The 19,594-nt window shown below is 58.0% G+C and carries 10 protein-coding genes; 3 read left to right on the forward strand and 7 right to left on the reverse strand.

From position 1 onward, the window contains the following. Positions 1 to 581: 581 nt before the first annotated feature. The 5 genes from A3850_RS05430 to A3850_RS05450 all read right to left on the reverse strand — a co-directional run bounded on the left by A3850_RS05430 (position 582) and on the right by A3850_RS05450 (position 11,074). A complete protein-coding gene (locus A3850_RS05430) occupies positions 582 to 3,164 on the reverse strand; it encodes a T9SS type A sorting domain-containing protein (protein ID WP_068214867.1) in 2,583 nt (860 codons plus the stop codon). Positions 3,165 to 3,374: 210 nt separating this feature from the next. Further along, positions 3,375 to 4,166, reverse strand: a complete 792-nt coding sequence (locus A3850_RS05435) for an alpha/beta hydrolase family protein (protein WP_068214868.1) — start codon at positions 4,164 to 4,166, stop codon at positions 3,375 to 3,377. A 174-nt stretch (positions 4,167 to 4,340) separates the two neighbouring features. Beyond that, a complete protein-coding gene (locus A3850_RS05440) occupies positions 4,341 to 5,456 on the reverse strand; it encodes a Zn-dependent alcohol dehydrogenase (protein WP_068214869.1) in 1,116 nt (371 codons plus the stop codon). A 329-nt stretch (positions 5,457 to 5,785) separates the two neighbouring features. After that, complete coding sequence (locus A3850_RS05445; protein WP_068214870.1) at positions 5,786 to 8,884, reverse strand: T9SS type A sorting domain-containing protein; 3,099 nt, start codon at positions 8,882 to 8,884, stop codon at positions 5,786 to 5,788. A gap of 90 nt (positions 8,885 to 8,974) precedes the next feature. Continuing rightward, positions 8,975 to 11,074: a T9SS type A sorting domain-containing protein gene (locus A3850_RS05450; protein WP_157500909.1), complete on the reverse strand. Its 2,100-nt coding sequence runs from the start codon at positions 11,072 to 11,074 to the stop codon at positions 8,975 to 8,977. Between the two features lie 397 nt (positions 11,075 to 11,471). On the opposite strand from A3850_RS05450, the gene A3850_RS05455 reads away from it, so the two are divergent. From A3850_RS05455 to A3850_RS05465, 3 genes are all read left to right on the forward strand, one after another. After that, positions 11,472 to 13,808, forward strand: coding sequence for a TonB-dependent receptor (locus A3850_RS05455; RefSeq protein ID WP_068214872.1), 2,337 nt, complete (start codon positions 11,472 to 11,474; stop codon positions 13,806 to 13,808). A 57-nt stretch (positions 13,809 to 13,865) separates the two neighbouring features. Continuing rightward, on the forward strand, positions 13,866 to 14,804 hold the full coding sequence (locus A3850_RS05460; protein WP_068214873.1) for a DUF4249 domain-containing protein: 939 nt from the start codon (positions 13,866 to 13,868) through the stop codon (positions 14,802 to 14,804). A gap of 164 nt (positions 14,805 to 14,968) precedes the next feature. Then, positions 14,969 to 16,195, forward strand: a complete 1,227-nt coding sequence (locus A3850_RS05465; RefSeq protein ID WP_068214874.1) for an MFS transporter — start codon at positions 14,969 to 14,971, stop codon at positions 16,193 to 16,195. 608 nt (positions 16,196 to 16,803) lie between these two features. Here A3850_RS05465 and A3850_RS05470 read toward each other — a convergent pair. Next, complete coding sequence (locus A3850_RS05470) at positions 16,804 to 17,751, reverse strand: SDR family oxidoreductase (RefSeq protein WP_082921638.1); 948 nt, start codon at positions 17,749 to 17,751, stop codon at positions 16,804 to 16,806. 568 nt (positions 17,752 to 18,319) lie between these two features. Continuing rightward, on the reverse strand, positions 18,320 to 19,420 hold the full coding sequence (locus tag A3850_RS05475) for a DUF2911 domain-containing protein (RefSeq protein ID WP_068214875.1): 1,101 nt from the start codon (positions 19,418 to 19,420) through the stop codon (positions 18,320 to 18,322). Positions 19,421 to 19,594: the final 174 nt, after the last annotated feature.

Here is a 19,594-nt window from a genome sequence, read left to right on the forward strand (position 1 = left end):
TTCTAGCGCCGAAATCGCGTTAAGCCACGGTTACAGGACAAGACTTTTGCTTCTTTTGGTCACAAAAGAAGTGCTAGAAGGGAAGTAATTAAGAGGAAGTAATGTCAAGCATCGCTCTAAAGGTCGACGTACCGAGAGTGAGCCCGACCTGGAGGTCGGGAGCCGGGGGTAGGATCGCGTTAAGCCTCGGTTATAGGACAAGACTTTTGCTTCTTTTAGCTGCGCTGCTACTGGGTGGTGGTCACAAAAGAAGTGCTAGAAGAGAAGTAGCGTCAAGCATCGACCTAAAGGTCGACGAACCTGGATTGAGCCGAACCTGGAGGTCGGGAGCCGGGAGGAAATCGCGTTAAGCCACGGTTACAGGACAAGACTTTTGTTTCTTTTAGCTGCGCTGCTACTGCGTGGTGGCTACAAAAGAAATGGTAGAAGAGAAATGATGTTAAGCATCGACCTAAAGGTCGACGTACCGGGAACCGGGAATTAAATCCCAACCGGAGGTCAGAAACCAACAACCCCCTCCCACCAAAAGGCGAAAGGGGGCTGATGAATTAATTCAATAACGTCAAAAGAAAAAAGCAGAATTATTCCACAATCACCTTCCGAACCATCCGCTCTCCAGCAGCATCCAAACGCAGCAGGTAAAAACCAGGCGTAACGTCCGCCACGTCAAGCATAAGGCGACCTGCACCGGTCTCAATAGCACGCTGGCGCACCACCCGGCCCGTAGCATCCGTCAACGTGAGGGTCGCGGTGGGGACAGCCAAACGGTAAGCCACCGTCAACTTCGTGGATACGGGGTTAGGGAAGACGTCGAGCGTAGTCCCCTCAGCCAAATCCGTCCGCTCCACGCTGATGATGGGAGAGGTGGCCACCGCTCCATCAAAGTCAACCGTCCGTAGACGGTAGTAAGTCATGGCGGTGGGTTGGGCATCCATCAGTACGTAGGCGGCATCACGCTGTTCTACGTTGGTGGCAGGGAGCTTATCCAGCATCGTCCAGTTGAGTTCGTCCGCCGCGCGGCGCTCCAGCTCGAAGTGGCTGACGCCGCTTTCCGTTTCGGTGGTCCACTCAATGCGGTTCTGCTTGCCCTCGGCGCGGCCACTGAAGTCGGCCAGCGTTGCGGGAAGGGAGATATCAGCCTGCAGGCTAAAGGTCGCCATGCCCGACTGGTCATCGTTGAAGTCGAAGACGCGTAGGAGGTAATCCGTACCCGGCGTGAGGCCGGCAAACGTGCGGTCTTCCTCGTTGGGGACGAAGTCACAAGCCACCTCAGTGCCCGCATCACAATCGTCGTTGTAAATAACGGCGGAGATGCTGCTCCAGTCGTTGTCGATAGAGTTCAGCGTGACGGTCGGCGTCAGCGCCGTAAAACGGTACCACAGATCACCACCGGCGTAGTTGCCGCAGGAAGGATCTGTTGAGAAGGTGGAGTTCGTCGCGTAAAAGTTGCTCGCCGTAGCCGTAAAGGTGTTGTCACCCATGGGGTTCACCATAACCGTTTCCGCCGTTGCGCAGGAGTTGTTCTCCGCCCGGCAGAAGATATTGAAGTTGCCAATCTCAAGGTTACAGAGAGCATCCGTATCGTTATCCAACGTGAAGTTGATGAGGCCTTCCGCATCAAACGGGCCTACGTTGTAAGTGCCAATGGCATCCACGGTAATGGCGGGAGCGCCACCGTCGTTATTCAGCGTCAGCGTCGTGAAGCTACCGAGGTCAGTCACCTCGATGTTGATCGTCGGTGTCCCGTTCGGGCAGTTGTCAAATTCAACGGTGGTGGCCGCAGCAACCGGTGGGCTACAGCTCACGGTCTCCAGGCAAACATCCACGGAACCCTGACCAGTACTCCCTTGCAGGAAGAAACGCAGGATGTAATCGTTACCCGCCACCAGCGGCGTACTTGGTGCAAAAGTGATCTCAGCGCTACCGGAGGATACGTCGGTCGTAAACTCACATTCCAGGAAGTCACCGGTACACCCGTCGAGCAATTCGTAACCCGGACCGGAAGAGGCGGACGTAAACTCATCCGGCGTAAAGTTGCTGAAGGTCAGCAGTTGGGTCGTACCGTCCGCCGTAAAGGTGTAGAAAAGATCATCGTTGGCGCTGAACTCAGAGCAGTCGGGGTCGCGGGCGGACCGCGTTGCAAACGTCGTCGTCACCGTCGTGGGGGTACAACTTCCCGCGGCGCTTACGGGGAGAGTAAGGGCAGCATCACACTCATCGTTAGCCGGAGGGGTCACGATGGCAAATTCACCGAAAGCTTGCGCGGTACTCCCCTGCGCAAAGATGCGGATGAGGTAAGTCTGGCCTACCGTCAAACCGGTGGTTGTAGTATTGCCAGCAATCGGTATAGTTTGGAGGGCGGCCCCGGAATCGGTCACCGGTACGGAGAAATCACAGTTTACGGATGCCGCCGCCGTGCAATCTTCCACCACCTGGTAGCCAAGCCCGGAGGAGGTTCCCTGCGGCGTAAAGTTCCGGTAAGCGATGGTTAGCTGTGTGGCGGGTGCCACGAAGCTGTACCAAATATCATCGTCTGCGCTGGTGCCCGTACAGGTAGGAGCGGGCGCGGAACGCGTGGCCAATAGCGTATTGAAGGACGTGTAGTTCACCTGCGTTGGGTTCTGTACCGCAATCGGCACGGCGTTAGCGCACTCATCATTTTCCGGGGAGCCGATAATGGCAAACTCACCCGTCGCTTGGGCCGCGCTACCCTGGGCGTAGATGCGGATGACATAGGTATCCCCCACAACGAAGGTCGGCGTTGCCTGGTTTCCAGAGTTCGGCATCAACTGCGAGCCCGTCCCCGCCGCCGTCACCGGTACGCTAAAGTCGCAGTTAATGGCGGTATCAGCGGCACACGTAGTCTTTACCTCGTAGCCCAACCCGGTAGAATTACCAATGGGGAAGTAACTCCGGTAGCTGAATACCAATTCTTCTTCCGTTGCTACGAAACTGTACCAGATGTCATCATCGGCGCTGAAGCCGGTACATTCGGGGCTGGGTGTAGAAGCCGTAGCCGTCCGCGTATCGAAGGCGGTATAGTTCGTACCGTTGGTCGGTTGCACGGTAATGGTGATGGCCGCCGCGCAGTCATCGTTCGCCGGCTGGGCGAGGGCAACGGCCGGCAGTAAGAAAATGAGGAATAGGAAGTAGATCTGCTTCATGTAGTTGAGTTGTTGAAGTAGGGTTTGGATTATGGGGTGAATTCAAAAGCGCACTCCTACTGGATTGCGCCCGCTTAGGACCCCAAATGTAGCCACTCGTCCTCTTTATTTGGTCGCCATCGTAAAATGCAATGGATAGCATCGGTGTGATTATCCTGCACAGATAGATTGCCTGGGGGAGTAGCCCGTAAACTTCATTAATGTTGGTGGCTACACCGCCGCATCAAAGAACCGCAGCGTTCGCTCCAAATACGTCGCCCAGTACCCCCACTCGTGGCCACCGGGGAACTCCTCGTAAGTATGCGCAATGCCCGCTCCCTCCAGTTGGGCGTGTAACCGACGGTTAGCGTCCAGCAATTCATCCTCCAGTCCGCAATCAAAACGCATGGCGGGCAAAGTGGCCCGGTGGTCGAGGACGGCATCGATGATGTCGGGCAACGGAGTACGTTCCGCCAGATCCCCCATATCTTCTTCTACAAAATCGGCGATCTCGCGGAGCCGCGTCACCGAGCTGTGTCCGGATATCGCCGCAAACCGGTCGCCGTACAGCGCTCCCAAGCGCAACGCTCCGTAGCCCCCCATCGAGAGACCGCCAATGCACAACTTCTCGTTCTCCGCCGCCGCCCCGATATTCTCCCGCACTGCCGTCACAACGTCGTCCACGATCCACCGATCAAACGAGCGGCCGTGGTGACGAGTATAGCTGGAGCCATCCCCCCACAGCCCGTCCGAAGGCATCGCCAGGATGGCCGGCGCAATCTCCCCCATCTCCATCATCCGCCGCGCCGTCTGGTGCGCTCCGCCCGATAGTGCCCATGACCACGAACTTCCGTACACTCCGTGGAGTAGCAGGTAAATCGGGAGATCCCGCCGTTCCGTCTCCGGCACGAACAGGCAGATATCCCCCCGCCCCCTTAAGTTTTCCGTCTTTACGGTTAGGTAGCGCAAGCCCTGACTTTCGTAGGCGGGTTTTGATAATTCAACGGTGCGGAAGGAGGACATGGGGTGGCTTTTATTACCTAAGTCACGATGAAGGTAGTACGCTCGAAACCCTCCAGCCGTCTCCAGGTTCTCGGAGCGCCCGACGCTAGGAGGGTCTCCGAGCGGCCGGGTAAACTGGGAATCTCCGCGTCCAGCTGAACTAGAAAGTCTCCGCATTCGGGCTAAAACATAATACTAAAAAACCACCACCCCCTTAGCATTCCTCCCCCCCAACAAATCCTCAAAAGCCCACCCGAGCTCTTCCAGCGAATAAGTCCGCGTTACCATCTCATCCAGCAGCAAATCGCCGTTGCGGTACAGCTGCATGATCTTCGGGAAATCGATCTGCGGACGGCACTTGCCGTAGAGGGGGTTGACGTACGTCTTATCCCATTCAAATAAGCGCATATCGACGGTGATCTCCTGTTCGATGCCGCTTGCTTGCACGGCCACGCCGGCGTTGCGCACCATCGCCAGGGGAGCGGCGCCGAGTTCGGGGATGGCCGTGCACTCAAAAGCGTAGTCCGCCCCGCGGCCGCCGAGCATTTCTTTGATGGCTTCGGCGGCGTCGAGCAGCCCGGTATCCTCCCGGCGCGCCAGGTAGGTATCCGTGGCGCCAAACTGTTTGGCGAGTTCCAGTTTGCCTTCGTTGACGTCCACCGCGACGATGCGGCCGGCGCCGGCTACGCGGCAGCCCTGGATTACGTTCAGCCCCACGCCCCCGCAACCGAGGACCACGGCGCTACTCCCAGCCCGCAACTGCGCGGCATTTACGACCGATCCGTAACCCGTCATCACCCCGCAACTCACGATGGCCGCGGCGGCAAAATTCAGGCCTTCGCCTTCCGTCCGGACGAGTGCCGACCGCTTCACCAGTACGTATTCACTCAGCGTCCCGAGATTGAATGAGCGCTCAATCGGCTTCCCGTTCAGTACCGTCCCTTCGAGGTGGGCGTGGCCCGGGGTGTAGCCATTGCCACCCGCGACCACTGGCGAATTCTGCTCACAGATATGTTGGTTGCCCTCCTGGCACTGAAAGCAGCGCATACACGGCGTCGCCCAGTTCAGGATCACCGCGTTACCCACTTTTAGGTCCGCAATGTCGGCACCAATTTGTTGGACGACCCCGGCGCCTTCGTGGCCCATCACGATGGGTTTGCCCCAACTTAGCGAGTCGTGGTCGGTATGGCACAAACCGGCGGCTTTCATCTTCACGATCACCTCGTCCGGCCGTGGGTCGGCGAGTTCCAGCGACTCAATGGTAAAACCACCGGCGCCATCGGCTACGGCAGCCCGGGTAAGTAGGGGCATATACTTTTTAATTGAGATCCAAAGATAACCAGGCCGGATCTGCAGCCCTGAGATCAGTCCTTATTCATCCCAATTACCTGGCACCCGCGTCCGCGCATAATCATCTGGCGCCCCGACTGAGTGCGGGACTAACTGCGTGTCGCTGCCGCAGGTGCAAACGTTGGAAGGCAAGCAAACAGGACCAAACTACCAACTGATGGACAATACCGACAAGACAAAAACCAGCCTCAAAAAAAGTGGGATGCCAGGTCAATCCCCGCATCCCACTCGAAATAATTACAAAACTCATGCATGAATGGTCAGGCACCATTCATGCACGTTGGCCGCGTTTAGTTACGGATCAACCTCCGCGTGACCGTAGCACCGGCGGCATCCCGCAAACGCAGGAAGTACACGCCCCGGGGGAGGTGGCTCAGCGAAAGAACCGCCCGGCCAGCGTTAAACTGAACGGCCGGCAAACGCTGCAAACGGCCAGTAACGTCGACCAACTCCAACTGCGCACCCGCATTGCGGCCCGCCAGCGCGGGGACGTCCACCGTAAGCAGATCGGTGACGGGGTTGGGGTAGACGGACATGCCAACCGCCCAGGCAGCCTCATTCGTACCTACCGTCAGGTCGGGTAGGCCGCAGGGGGAGGCATCCTCAGCCGCGGGCTTGGTGCCGATGGAAATGTAGTCGAAGAAGATCTCGTTGCCGGGGAAGTTGTCCTGCTCCCGATCGAGGTAGATCCACATATCAAGGAGATCGGTCGGGTCAAAGCCCTCCAGGTCCTCAGCGGTGAAGTCGAAAACGAGGTTGGACCATCCGGTAAGGTCGCCCTGCACCGTCTCGGTCAGCACCGCCGAACGGGAAGCGATGGCGCCGTCTCCGGAACGGAAGAGGACGGAGATCGGGAAGGCCTCCGCGCTACGGGCGCGGATGAACACCTGTGTGAGACCCTCAATGCTGGTAATGGGCAAACCACCCTCCGCCGTGGGCGTAATGATGAGCGGGCGGAAGGCACCGAGCGGGGCGTTTACGGGGTCCGTAACGGTCACGAGCGCCTCCTCGCAATCAGCGGTGACGCCAATGGTCAGGCGCTCCGCTTCCGCACCACCGAAGACCGTCAGGCCATCGAGGTTATCGAACTGGGCCGTGTAGCTGGTGGGGCGGATCATGAAATCACAGGAAGTATTCTGAGCCGGGTCCGGCGCTTCACCAATGGCGATGTGGTCGATGCTGAAGAAGTTGCCCGCAAAGTTGGGCGTACCACGGTCGAGGTAGAACCAGACGTCGGAAAAGGTCATCGGGTCAAAACCGCCGAGCTCGGCGGCGGTGAAGGTGACGGTGAATTCCGTCCAGTCCTCCAGGCCGGCGGGGATGTCTACGGCCAGGCGGTCGGTCCGTTCGGGTGGCGTACCACCGCCGGACCGGAGCAGAATGGCCACGTTGACGGCCTCGGCGGAGCGCACGCGCATCGTAACCGAAAGGTCACCGTCAATCATCGTCAGGCGCTCCCCGTTTTCGTTGGTGGGGTTCACCTGGAAGGCGTTGAACGCCGGCAGCGCATTATCGACGGGGTCAGTAACGGAAAGGTTAAGGACACCACAATCCGTATCCAGATCGAAAGTGGCCGAGCGGCCCGCTGCATTGGAGGTGGAGAAGGACGTCAAACTGTCCCCCGTGAAGTACTCTACGAACGTGCCCGGAACACCGGCTTCCAGTGAGCAAGGGGAGTTTTGCTCCGCGTCCGGCGCACCACCTACGACGATGTGGTCGATGTAAAATTCATTACCGGGGAAGTTCTCGTTGCTGCGGTCGAGGTAGAACCACAAATCGCGAATATCGGCGGGGTCAAAAACGGGGCCAAACTCATCGCTGGTGAAGGTGACGGTCGCTTCCGTCCATTCATCGAGACCGGCCGGGACATCGAAACCGAGGCGGCTCGTCCGGAAGTCAGCCGTACCGTCTCCGGAACGGAATAGTAATTCTACGGGCAGGGCCTCGGCGGAGCGCACGCGCATCGTGACGGTCAGCCGGTCCGTAAGGTTGGTCACCTTGTTGCCGTCCGCATCATTCAGGCGCACGCTGTACGGCTTGGAAGTGCCCTGCGGCGCACCAACCGGGTCGGTGATGGCGATCAACAGTTGCTCACAGTCCGTATCGTAAGTGAACGTCGTCACGCTCGGGGCGGAACCACTCTGGCTGAGTTCGATGAGCGTATCTCCCTGGAAGTAATTGGCGGAGAACATGGTGTCGGTCATCGTGCCGCCACCGCCGTCGCCGAGTTCGCAGGGGGAATTCTGCGTAGCATCGGCGGGCCCACCGATCACGATGTGGTCGATGTAGAAGTCGTTACCGGGGAAGTTTTCGTTGCTGCGATCCAGGTAGAACCAGAAGTCACGAATGTCAGCCGGATCAAAGGAAGAACCGAACTCAGCGCTGGTAAAGGTGACGGTTGCTTCCGTCCACTCGTCGAGCCCAGCCGGGACGTCAAAACCGAGGCGACTCGTCCGGAAATCGGCGGTACCGTCGCCGGAGCGGAACAACATTTCTACCGGCAGCGCCTCGGCGGAGCGGACGCGCATCGTGACGGTCAGCCGGTCCGTAAGGTTGGTCACCTTATTTCCGTCTGCGTCATTTACCCGCACGACGTAAGGCTTGGAGGTGCCCTGTGGTGCATTGACGGGGTCGGTGATGGCAATCTGCAGTTGCTCGCACTCCGTATCGTAGGTGAAGGTGGACACGCTGGCCGCCGAGCTGCTCTGGCTGATCTCCACGAGGGTATCTCCCCGGAAGTAATTAGCGGAGAACATGGTATCGGTCATCGTACCGCCACCGCCGTCGCCGAGTTCACAGGGGGAATTCTGCGCAGCATCGGCGGGCCCACCGATCACGATGTGGTCGATGTAGAAGTCGTTACCGGGGAAGTTTTCGTTGCTACGATCCAGGTAGAACCAGAAGTCACGGATGTCGGCCGGATCAAAGGAAGGGCCGAATTCAGCACTGGTGAAGGTGACGGTCGCTTCCGTCCACTCATCGAGCCCGGCGGGGACGTCAAAACCGAGGCGACTCGTCCGGAAATCGGCGGTACCGTCGCCGGAGCGGAACAACATTTCTACGGGCATAGCTTCGGCGGAGCGGACGCGCATGGTGACGGTAAGCCGGTCGGTGAGGTCCGTAATTTGGTCACCATCGGCGTTGCGTACCCGCACTACGTAGGGCTTGGAAGTGCCCTGCGGCGCATTGACGGGGTCAGTGATGGCGATCTGCAGTTGCTCACAGTCGGTATCGTAGGTGAACGTCGTTACGGTTGCGGCGGAACTGCTCTGGCTGATCTCTACGAGGGTATCCCCCTGGAAGTAGTTGGCGGAAACGTCCTGCGCCCGCAGGCTGCCGGCTCCGATCACAAGTAGTAGAGATAATAACTGGAGGTATAGTTTTTGCATAATCGTTGTTGTTGAATAGGAAAGAAGAGCGATGCTTGGTAAGGCTGAGGAAAATCTTGGGCGTAGCCGCTTCCGGCACGGTCCCGTGGCTTACTGTTTGATGATGCGGCGGGAAAGCACCCGTCCGTCAGTGAGGTGAACCTTCAGTACGTAGAGGCCGGCCGGCCAAGCGCTCGTATCGATGGCCGTAGCGGTAGAACCGGTGAGGATGGCTCGCCCGTTGGCGTCGTGCACTTCGAGGCTGGTGAGTGGTCGCTCCGTTTCCAGCATCAATTGGTTGGTAACTGGATTAGGGTAGGTCCGGAGTTCCCTGGCGGTCGCTTCCCGCACGGAGGTGGTGCCCTGCACGGCAATCCCGTTAGAGAAGGGAGAAGGCCCGGCGTCGTTCAGCGCGTATACCCGGTAGATGAAAGTGCCGCTACCCGTAGGTAATGGCCCACCGTAAGCCTCCGTATTCGGGGGCAGGGTGGCGATGGTTTGGTAGGTCACCCCACCGTCGTTGGAGGCCACCACGACGTAGCCGGTCTCCCGGGTGGCGATGTCCATCCAGGTCAGGGTCAGTCCGTCGCCGAAGAAGAGGCGTTCGAGTTTGGCGGGGGCGTCCGGCGTGATCCCGAACTCCCGGCGGTTGGCCAGCTGGGCGTCGTAGAGGGACGGGATGGCGAGCGTCTCGTTCGTTAGTTCAATGTAGCCGGCCGGGTGGTCGAAGGGCCCCGTTCCGGTGACGTTGCTCCGGCAACCAATGGCGTAATTCTGCCGGCCGGGTGGCTTCTGGATGATGATGCCCCGCGTGGAGGGCGTCTGGACGTTCCAGGCTACGCTGTTGACGCTGGCCCAGCCGTGGCCGGTCCCAAAATCACCCCGGTTGTAGAGGCCGATCAGGTTGCGAGTGTTGGACTCCCGGAAGTCGAGTTGGTCAAACAACAAACCCTGGCTCCAGCGGCGGTGGCCCTCACTCACGTTGAGGTCCCGGTCGCTGATGGAATTATGAAAGACGATCCCCGAAACGCTACTCGTTCCGTTAGACACGAAAGCATGGCGCCCTTCGGTGGCGTAATTATCCGTGAAGAGGCAGTTATTGGTAAAACTGCTGGCGCAAAAGTTATAGCGCCGCCCACCCAGCACTGGGGAGTGGGGAGCGAGCCCCGAACAGCCGGTCACCGTCACCCGGTTGGCGACCGAGAGGTCAACGAGGGCGTAACTGAAGTTGAGCGCCGTCACGTCCTTCACCCACGCATCCTGCACGCCGCGCATGAAGATGGTGGTCCGGACGTGGTCCTCCTCCAGCGGGCCGTTGGTCTGGACGTCGATCCGCAGGTTTTCAATGCCCACTTCGGTCAGGATCGTCCGGTCATCCAGAATGTACACGGAGGATTGCGCCAGTGACCGATCCAGGTGATCGTAGACGGGAATATTGAGGGTGATCTTCCCTTCGGGGATATTGACGTCGGTAATGAGGCGGTTATAGTACAGGTCGATATCACCGGTAGCCCAGGGTTCGTCGCCAGCTGTTGCGCCCCGGTCAATCGAGGCCAACCATTCCGCCGTGCTAGGTTGGGTGACGATTACTCGGTCGCCGCGGCGGTAGAATTCAGCGGCGGCCACCTCGAGGGTGCGGGACCCGGCGGGGACGAACTCACTCGTCACGTCGGAGCGGGTGCCAGCCACGGCGTTCGTCCAACTCGGCAGGCTCTGCCCCTGCACGACGATCAGGTTGCGCAGCGTCGGGGCGTTCCCAAGGCCCTGAATCACGGTGTTCTCGCCGGAGTTGATCTCCTGTCCGGAGCCGCGCAGCACCATCCCACTTGCGCGGATAAATAGCTGGCCGGATACCGGGTAGTTACCGGGCCCGAGCAGGAGGGCACCGCGGTAGCCGTTGGCGTCGGGCGTCCGTGCGGCCAAATCGTCGAGTGCGGCCTGAATGTGCGCAGTATTGTCGCCCGTGATCGGGTCCAGGGTCAGTACGGTGGGCACTTCGGGGAGGGGAGCGTCGCCGTTTTTGTAGCCGGCGTGGCTAAAGTCGGCCACGTAATTATTCTCATCGTCCGCCACGTACCGGAGGTGGTTTTCCGCGTCGAGGTAGACAATCTCGGAGCTTTCCTGGGCGCTGACGCAGGTGCCAAGCAAAGTGAGGGCAAAGCAAGCGGACACCCCAAATGGAGTGCGGGAAGAGAATAATGAACGGGGCATGAGCGGGATTTTCAAAACTGGCGGCCGGGCGGATCAAACAAAGGCTTCGGCCTAACTATGTCAAATATACACATTAAATTTATTGTGTGTCTTGTTGACACGTTAAAGGGATTTTGGCAAGGAACTTTACCACTATGAGTTGAGCTACAAATCCCGAATGCTGAACTCTCTGGCCGCTGAATCACCTAGCGAAAAGCAAGTGGGCGCTGCCGCAGGATGCCAGGTGGAGTGGCGAGTAAAAGGGACAAATCTGACCGCGGCGTAAATACTTAAAGCGCTGGAAGCTTACGTTAAAAAGAAGCCCCGCCTAACGCTAATCGACTTTTCCACCGTCTCTTTACCGACCACTACGTTGGATTTGACTTTCACTACGCTCTTTCCTTACCACACCCACCCTATGGAGTACCTCTGTCTTTTCCTCGCCTGCTGGGTGAGCCTGCCCTTGCTGTCCCAAACCACGATCTCGGGTTACCTGACGGACCAGACCAGCGGCGAACCCCTCCTCAGCGCGACCGTGCTGGAAGTGAACTCCGGCAAGGGCGCCGTAGCCAACACCTACGGATTTTACAGCCTTACGCTGCCGGCCGGGATGACCGAGGCCAAACTGCGTTTCAGCTACATCGGTTACCAAAACCAGGAACAAACTTTTCAACTGGGCGAGGACCAAACGCTGGACATCCAACTCTCCGCCTCCGTCGACCTCGAAGAGATCGTCGTTACCTCGGACCGCGGGGAACGGATCGAACAGCAAACCCAGATGAGCCGGACGGAGGTACCCGTCGCCCAGATCAAACGCATCCCCGCTCTGCTCGGGGAGGTGGACGTGCTGAAAACCCTCCAACTCCTGCCCGGCGTACAGTCCGGCGGGGAAGGAACGACGGGACTCTACGTACGCGGTGGCAGCCCCGACCAAAACCTGGTGCTGCTGGACGGCGTCCCGATCTACAACGTCAGCCACCTGCTGGGCATCTTCTCCGTATTCAATGCGGACGCGCTGCGGAGCGTCACCCTGACGAAAGGGGGCTTCCCCGCCCGCTACGGTGGCCGCCTCAGTTCCGTGCTGGAGATCAACATGAAGGAAGGCAACCTCAAAAAGTGGGAAGGCGAAGGCTCCATTGGCATCATCTCGTCTAAACTGACACTGAGCGGGCCGCTGATCAAGGATAAGACCTCCATCCTCATCTCCGGCCGCCGGACCTACGCGGACTTCATCGCCAAACCCATCATCAAGTCCGCCGCCTCGAGTGAGGGAACGGACGTGGACCTCAGCCTCTACTTCTACGACCTGAACGGGAAGCTGCAGCACAAGATCAACGACAAGAACCGCCTCTTCCTCAGCTTCTATACCGGCGAGGACGTATTCGGCACCGAGATCAAGGACGAGTTCGAAACCTTTGGGGGTGGGACGGACTGGGGTAACCTCGTCACCGCCGCCCGTTGGAACTGGGAGATCAGCCCCAAGCTGTTCATGAATACGACGGCCACCTACAGCAAGTACGACATCAACATCAATGCCCTCCAGGACGACGGGATGGACGACTTCCGCGCCAAGTACATCTCCGGCATCTACGACTTCGGCGGCAAGGTGGACCTGGACTACATCCCCAACCCCGACCACTACATCCGCTTCGGTGGCGGATGGACGAACCACACCTACCGGCCCGGCGCCGTCTCCCTCAAAGCAAATACCGACGGTGAGGTAGAACTGGATACCCTGATCGGTAGCCAGGTCGATTACAGCAATGAATTCCAGACCTACGTGGAGGACGACTTCCGCCTCGGTGCCCTCAAGGTGAACGCCGGGCTTCACTTCAGTGCCTTCTCCGTCAACAGCGAATTGTACACCAGCCTGCAGCCCCGGCTCGGTCTGCGCTACCTCCTGAAGAATGACCTCTCCCTGAAGGGCAGTTTCAGCACCATGCAGCAGTACATCAACCTGCTGACGAGTGAAGCGCTGAGCCTTCCGACGGACCTCTGGGTGCCGAGTACCGACCGCGTCAAACCCCAGCAGAGTTGGCAGGTAGCGACGGGCGTGGCGAAGACCTTCGATAACAAGTACGAGATCAGCCTCGAAGCCTACTACAAGCAGATGAAGAACGTCGTCAGCTTTAGGGAGGGCGCCTCCTTCGTCACCGGTATCGAAGATGATTGGGAAAATAAAGTGACCCAGGGCGAAGGCGAAGCTTACGGGCTGGAACTGTTCGTCCAGAAGAAAGAAGGCCGCTTCACCGGCTGGCTCGGCTACACCCTGAGCTGGAACTGGCGGGAGTTTGAAGAACTCAATAGCGGTAATCGCTTCCCCTTCCGCTACGACCGCCGCCACGACCTGAGCCTGGTGGGCAATTACAACCTTTCCGAAAAGGTCTGGCTCAGTGGTGCCTTTGTGTACGGGACGGGCAACGCCGTCAGCCTCCCCACCTTCGGTTACGCCACTGCCCAACGGCCCGGCCGCTTCGGTAACGACTTCACCGAAGCCGGGGTGAGCAAGAACAGCTTCCGGATGTCAAATTACCACCGGCTGGACCTCAGCATTTCCTTCCGCAAACAGAAGAAGTGGGGTACGCGCACCTGGGTAATTGGTGCGTACAACGCCTACTGGCACAAGAACCCCTACTTCCTGACGGCCGGAGAAGTTTTCGAATGTGAGAATGGCACCTGCGAATCCCGCCGCCGCGTGCGGGAGATCAGTATTCTACCCATCATTCCTTCGGTCGCGTACCAGTTTAAGTTTTAAAGCACCCACCCAACGTAAGCACGGGCTGGAACTTCCAGACCGCCAACCTTTTTGATTATGAAAATCCTTTCCTTCTTCACCTTTGCGCTGTTACTGATCACGATTTCTTCCTGTGGGGACGACCCCTTCTCCACGACCGTAGAAATCGACTTTCCTGAACACGAGCCGTTGCCGGTCTTTACGCTGGACGTGCGGGCCGGAGATACCTCCCTCTACTCCCGCGTAGCGTTGAGCCGGGGCCTTTTGGAGGACCCGATGCCCATTTCCGATCGGCCACGGGTCACCTTTCTGCGCGACGGGGAAGTAGTGGTGTCGAGCGAGATCGAATTATCCTCTACGGACGGGGACAACTTTGAATACCGGTTGCCCACGGCGATCCCCGGCACCAAATCTACCTACCGGGTGGAGGTCGACTTCCCTGGCTACGAACAAGCTTCCGCGGAACAAACCATGCCCACAGCGCCGGTTGTGCGGGACGTCCAGTACGAGCGGGACGGCGCCCTCGACCTGGAGGGTTTCCGGGTGGACGAGATTGAGTTTACGCTGGAGGACGACCCCAATACGGAGGATTACTACGGTTTCCGTCCCGTCATTACCTACCGGGATACCTTCTTTAATAATTGTCGTTTCACGGATCCCGGCGAGACGATGGTCGAGTGTGATACGGTCACCCAGGTATTTTTCAGTGAATCCTTCGTACAGAGTCCCGACCCTACCCTACGTAATGGTGAAGGCTTTGGCCTGGTGGTGTCGGATGCAGCGTTCACCGGCGGTACCTTCCGCGTACGGATGACGGCGGACAACTTCAACAGTGGAACCCTGACCCTACTGGTTTACCACCTGACGGAGGATGCCTACCGTTACGCCCTTTCTCAGGACGCCTACTTTGAAGCGGATGGCAATCCGTTCGCGGAGCCGGTCTCCGTCCACAACAATGTGGAGGGTGGTTACGGGTACTTCATCCTTTCCAACCAGATTGAGGTGGAGTTGGAGTAGTGGAATTGTTCCCGGTGTGATCCACTGGCGACGGGTAAGATCCCCCTTCCCCACTTACTTGGCACCTGCGGCAGCGCCCAAAAATTTCGTGTGCATTATCACTCTGAATTATAGTGTCCAGAATGCGCTAATAAAGGTTGCGGCGTAACCGACCTTTGCGGCCGATGACGATTACCGAACTCCTCCGCCGCCACTCCCGCTACCTGACGTACGGCTTCCTGCACTTCTTCTTTTCGGCGGTGGGCCAGACCTTCTTCATCAGCCTGTTCGTGGACGCGATCAGCGACCGAATGGCCTGGGAGGCTGGGACGTTCGCCACGATTTATTCGGCGCTGACGCTGGTGTCAGCTTTTGTATTACCAATAATTGGTGCGCAAGTGGACCGGTTGCGGGTCCGCTACGTAAGTACCGCCACGATCATTTCGCTGGCGCTCGGCTGTTGTTTGGTCGCCCTTTCGCCGAATGCCGTGGGCCTGGTTGCAGGCCTCTTTATCTGCCGAATGGGCGGGCAAGGGGTGCTGACGCTGATCGGCTCCACGACGATCGGCCGCTACTTTCAGGAGGGCCGCGGAAAGGCACTCTCCGCTTCGTTGATCGGGACGCCGGTAGCAGAAGTGGTGCTGCCCGTCGGGGCCGTGCTGCTGCTGGAGGCCTACGGCTACGAATACGTTTGGCTGGCCGCTGCGGCCACTCTGCTACTGCTGTTTTTACCGGCAGTTTGGACGCTCATCCGCCGCTACGATAACTTCCAGACGGCGGATTCCGTAGCCAGCGAACAGGCCGCCGCAGCCGATGGCGCCGCCGAACAACGCTCGTGGACGCGCGCCGAAATGGTGCGGGATCTACGCTTCTACCTGTTGCTGCCGGCCTTCATCTTTACTCCCTTCATGTTTACTGGCCTGATCTTCAACCAGAACCTGATCGCGGAGATCCGTGGCTACAGCCTTTCCTGGATGGCCCTCGGCATTAGCGCTTATGGCACGGCGCGGGTCCTCTGCCTCCTGATCGCCGGGGAGGTGGTGGACCGATTTGGCGCCCGGAACGTGCTCCGCTTCGTGTACGTCTTCCAGTTCCTGGGCCTCTTTGCGCTGTGGGCCTGGGATCATGAATTGGCCGTCCCCGCCTTCTTTGCGCTGGCCGGCATCACGGCGGGTACGGAATCGGTGATCTGGCCGGCGTTGTGGTCGGAGTGGTACGGGCCGCGGTATTTGGGGAGTATCAAGAGCTTGCTAAAGGTCGTGGTGGTGGTGGCTTCGGCGGTGGCGCCCATCGTGTTGAGCTACGGTATCCAGTGGAGTTTGGACTGGTCGTTGCTGGGGTTAGTGGTTTATAGTGGGGGGGTGTTTTTGTTGGCGCAGGTTGGGGTGGCTTCGGCGGTTTCCAGGGAATAATTTTCGCAGGAGCGGGAGAGGTTGGGGAGGCCTGCGGCGCTGCTTGACTGTCCGCCCCGAAGGGTCGGCTTGCGTAGCGGTGGCACACCGTTAGGTGGCCCACTCTACTTTACGGCGGGTGGCCTCCGGCGGTTGCCAGGGAGCAAGAGGAGGAGTTAGAGTTGCTGAGGTTTTTTTCCGGGGTTATTTTTTTCGCAGGAGTCGGGGAGGTTGGGGAGGCCTGCGGCGCTGCGTAACTGCCCGTCCCGGAGGGCCGGCTTGGGTAGCGGTGGCACACCGTCAGGTGGCCCACTCTACTTTGCGGCAGGTGACCTCCGGCGGTTTCCGATTGCCGACCCCGGTAGGGGTCACCATGATAGCCCGGGGTCAGAGAGGCGGAGCCTCGAAAGACCCCGGGTTTTCGTTACCACCCCGGGTTTTCGTTACCACCCCGGGTTTTCGTTACCACCCCGGGTTTTCGTTACCACCCCGAATCTTCGTTTCCACCCCAGGTTTTCGTTAATCACCATAAGCAGGCATATACCTAAAAAACAAAACCCCATCAGCCACACAGCCAACGGGGTTTTGAATTAAACGGTATATAATTTAATACCGGATAGTAAGCAGTCTTACACCATTTGCTGGTACATCTCCTGGCTCATGGGTTCGCCGATGGCCATGCCACCGTCGACGTCGTAGCTCATGCCACTAATGAAGCTGGATTCGTCGCTGGCGATGTACTTCACCATGCTGGCGATTTCCGTGGGGTGGCCGCTGCGGCGTACCGTGAGGTAAGGGCGGTCATTGTTGATGTCTTCTGGGTGCATGTCGTTAAGCGGGGTCGCGATCTCACCGGGGCGTACGCCGTTGATGGTGATGTTCGTACCCGCCAGCGCAAAGGCGGCACACTTGATGAAACCACCGAGGGCGTGCTTCGTCATCGTGTAGATCGTATCGGCCGGGCTGGCGATGTGCTCGTGGACACTTGTGTTAATGATGATGCGGCCGGGCGTATCGCGGGGGCCGGATACATTACCGGTCAAGGCTTTGCGAGCCATCGTGGCGATTTCTTCGAAGGTGCTTTCGTTGCCGTCCGGGTCCATACCCAACATGTGGCGGGTGGCGCGCTGAATGGCGAGTACCGCGCCAAAAGTATTAATGCGGAACATCTCCGTCAGGTCCTTCAGCTCGAGGTTGGGGAATTGCTGCATGCCCATGATGCCAGCGTTATTAAAGAAGATATCCAGTCCTCCCAGGTCGGCAACCATGGCATCGACGGCAGCGAGGGCGTTCTCCGGCTTGCTGAGGTCGAGGTGGTGAACAAAACACTTGCGGCCGAAATGGCGTACGGCCTCCGCCGTCAGTTCCGCATCCTCGCGGTGGGCGTTGTAGGTGATGGCGATGTCGCAGTTGTCTTCTGCCAGCGCCAGGGCCGTGTAGCGGCCAATACCGGAATCGCCGCCGGTGATGATCACTTTACGGGTCCGGGTGGTGTCGACGTCCCGTTTGCCGGGGGCTACGTTGGAGTCGAGCAGGTCTTGTAAATTGGTAATTTTGGATTTTGTGGATGCACTCATAATGGTTAGTTTTTGTACTAATCTAGCGCAAGGACGGGTGCATTTGTTCGAGGGGATTAGGGACTTTAGACGTTGGATTTTAGATTTTGGACGGGATACCTTGAGGCTTGGGAGGGTATATTTCCTTTAACCGTGGTAGTGATTTTCAGGCGGAAAGGCATTGACGGACTTTAGACGTTGGATTTTAGATTTTAGACGGGATACTTCGGGACTTGGGAGGGGCTATTCGTCCCTTGCGGGTGGTAGTAAAATTTCTTCGGATTGGCGTTAAGAACGCTGCACTGTTCGAGCTAGTACTATTGTTAGTTGAAATACAAATTTAATGTAAGCCTAAGGCTGAGCTTGAAAAGCAATTTAATGAGCGAGTTTGCAGCGTTTAGCCAATCCGAAGAAATTTTGCGTTAAGCCACCTGCACAGGACAAGACTTTTGCTTCTTTTGGTCACAAAAGAAGTGTAAGAAGAGAAATGACGATAAGCATCGACCTAAAGGTCGACGTACCGGGAGCCGGAAAACAGAAAGAGCCCTTCACAAAACTGCAAAGGGCTCTTCCAATAAAGTAAGTCAAGTTACTTCAACGTGATGGGCAACCGCGCCATCGTATCCTCCCACCCAAAGATTAGGTGAATGGTGTTATCACCCATTTCCACGAAAGTGGCGGATAAGGCTTCCAGCTTTTCTGGTGTCTTTTCCGTCTTGGCTTTGAAGGTGAGGACGGTGGACTCCTCATCAAAATTAGGCGTCCCCCAACTCTGGTAGGATTTGTGAAGAACAAACTCCCACTCGTCCGCTTCGGGGCGAGCGAAAAGCCCGTACCGACCGGCCTTTACGGGCTTACCGTCAATCATCACGTCTTCAAAAAAGAAAACCTGGGGCGTTTCGTTAGCCCCCAAACGCCACAATTCACCGTACTTAATGAGTTCGCCGAAAGCTACCCGGTCCTTCAACTGCGGGCGGCTGTAGACTACCCGGACCTTAGGCTCGTTAGCGGCCAGTTCTTCCGGCTTGACGAAGTTGCGCAAGCGGCTCATGTTCGGGTACTGGACGAGATCCATCGGGCTGGGATCATCGTCAGCCATGAAGGCAGGGTTAATGTTGATGGGTAGTTTAGCGCGGCTGTTCCCCCACTCCATGAACATGTGGATGGTGTTATCGTCTACGTCCTGAAAACCAATGGTAAAGCTTTCGCGAGCGTTGGGCACCTGGATGACGTCAATCTTGGCGGAGACGATGTCCTTGCTTACGTCGCGGTCCTGGCTACCACCGATAAACCGTTCCTTAGAAAGCTTCCAGATCCAGCTGGTAGCGTTGACGGGTTCGGCGAACATGGTATAAGTACCCCGGAAGACCCGCACGTTGTTGATCTCCACGTCCTGAAAAAAAGTAATCTCGGTAGCTTCGTTGGCTCCCAGGCGCCAGTCCTGACCGTAAGGAATAAGCTCACCAAACAGTTCCCGGCCCTGCATTTTCGGACGACTGTAGAGTACGCGGATCTTCATGGTCCGGTCCTTATCGTCCTCATCGAGGTAGTTGAGGTAACGGGAGCGGGAGGGGTAGTAAGCTCCGTCCATTGGGCTCTTATCGAGGCCACCAAATTTGACGTCCTGAGCGGAAAGGCCCGCACTGAAGAGGAGGCAGAGACCAAGGGTGAAGAAGTAGTGTAAGCGCAAAACAGCAGTATTTTGGTTAAGTAAAGCGCGAAAGTACGTTGGCTCTTTGAGGTAAAGTGACGCCAACGGTACTTGGAAAGTGAAGGAGTCGTTAATGGATTATGGCTTAGGTACTGTTAGGAAAGCTGCTTCCTGGCTCCCGGCCGGGTTTACTCCCGGTACGTCGACCTTTAG

This window comes from Lewinella sp. 4G2 (genome assembly GCF_001625015.1).
GTDB lineage: Bacteria > Bacteroidota > Bacteroidia > Chitinophagales > Saprospiraceae > Neolewinella.

Bases quoted from the DNA above. Each gene is read 5' to 3' on its own strand.
- A3850_RS05430 (WP_068214867.1), bottom strand. From the start codon at position 3,164: ATGAAGCAGATCTACTTCCTATTCCTCATTTTCTTACTGCCGGCCGTT.
- A3850_RS05435 (WP_068214868.1), bottom strand. From the start codon at position 4,166: ATGTCCTCCTTCCGCACCGTTGAATTATCAAAACCCGCCTACGAAAGT.
- A3850_RS05440 (WP_068214869.1), bottom strand. From the start codon at position 5,456: ATGCCCCTACTTACCCGGGCTGCCGTAGCCGATGGCGCCGGTGGTTTT.
- A3850_RS05445 (WP_068214870.1), bottom strand. From the start codon at position 8,884: ATGCAAAAACTATACCTCCAGTTATTATCTCTACTACTTGTGATCGGA.
- A3850_RS05450 (WP_157500909.1), bottom strand. From the start codon at position 11,074: ATGCCCCGTTCATTATTCTCTTCCCGCACTCCATTTGGGGTGTCCGCT.
- A3850_RS05455 (WP_068214872.1), top strand. From the start codon at position 11,472: ATGGAGTACCTCTGTCTTTTCCTCGCCTGCTGGGTGAGCCTGCCCTTG.
- A3850_RS05460 (WP_068214873.1), top strand. From the start codon at position 13,866: ATGAAAATCCTTTCCTTCTTCACCTTTGCGCTGTTACTGATCACGATT.
- A3850_RS05465 (WP_068214874.1), top strand. From the start codon at position 14,969: ATGACGATTACCGAACTCCTCCGCCGCCACTCCCGCTACCTGACGTAC.
- A3850_RS05470 (WP_082921638.1), bottom strand. From the start codon at position 17,751: ATGAGTGCATCCACAAAATCCAAAATTACCAATTTACAAGACCTGCTC.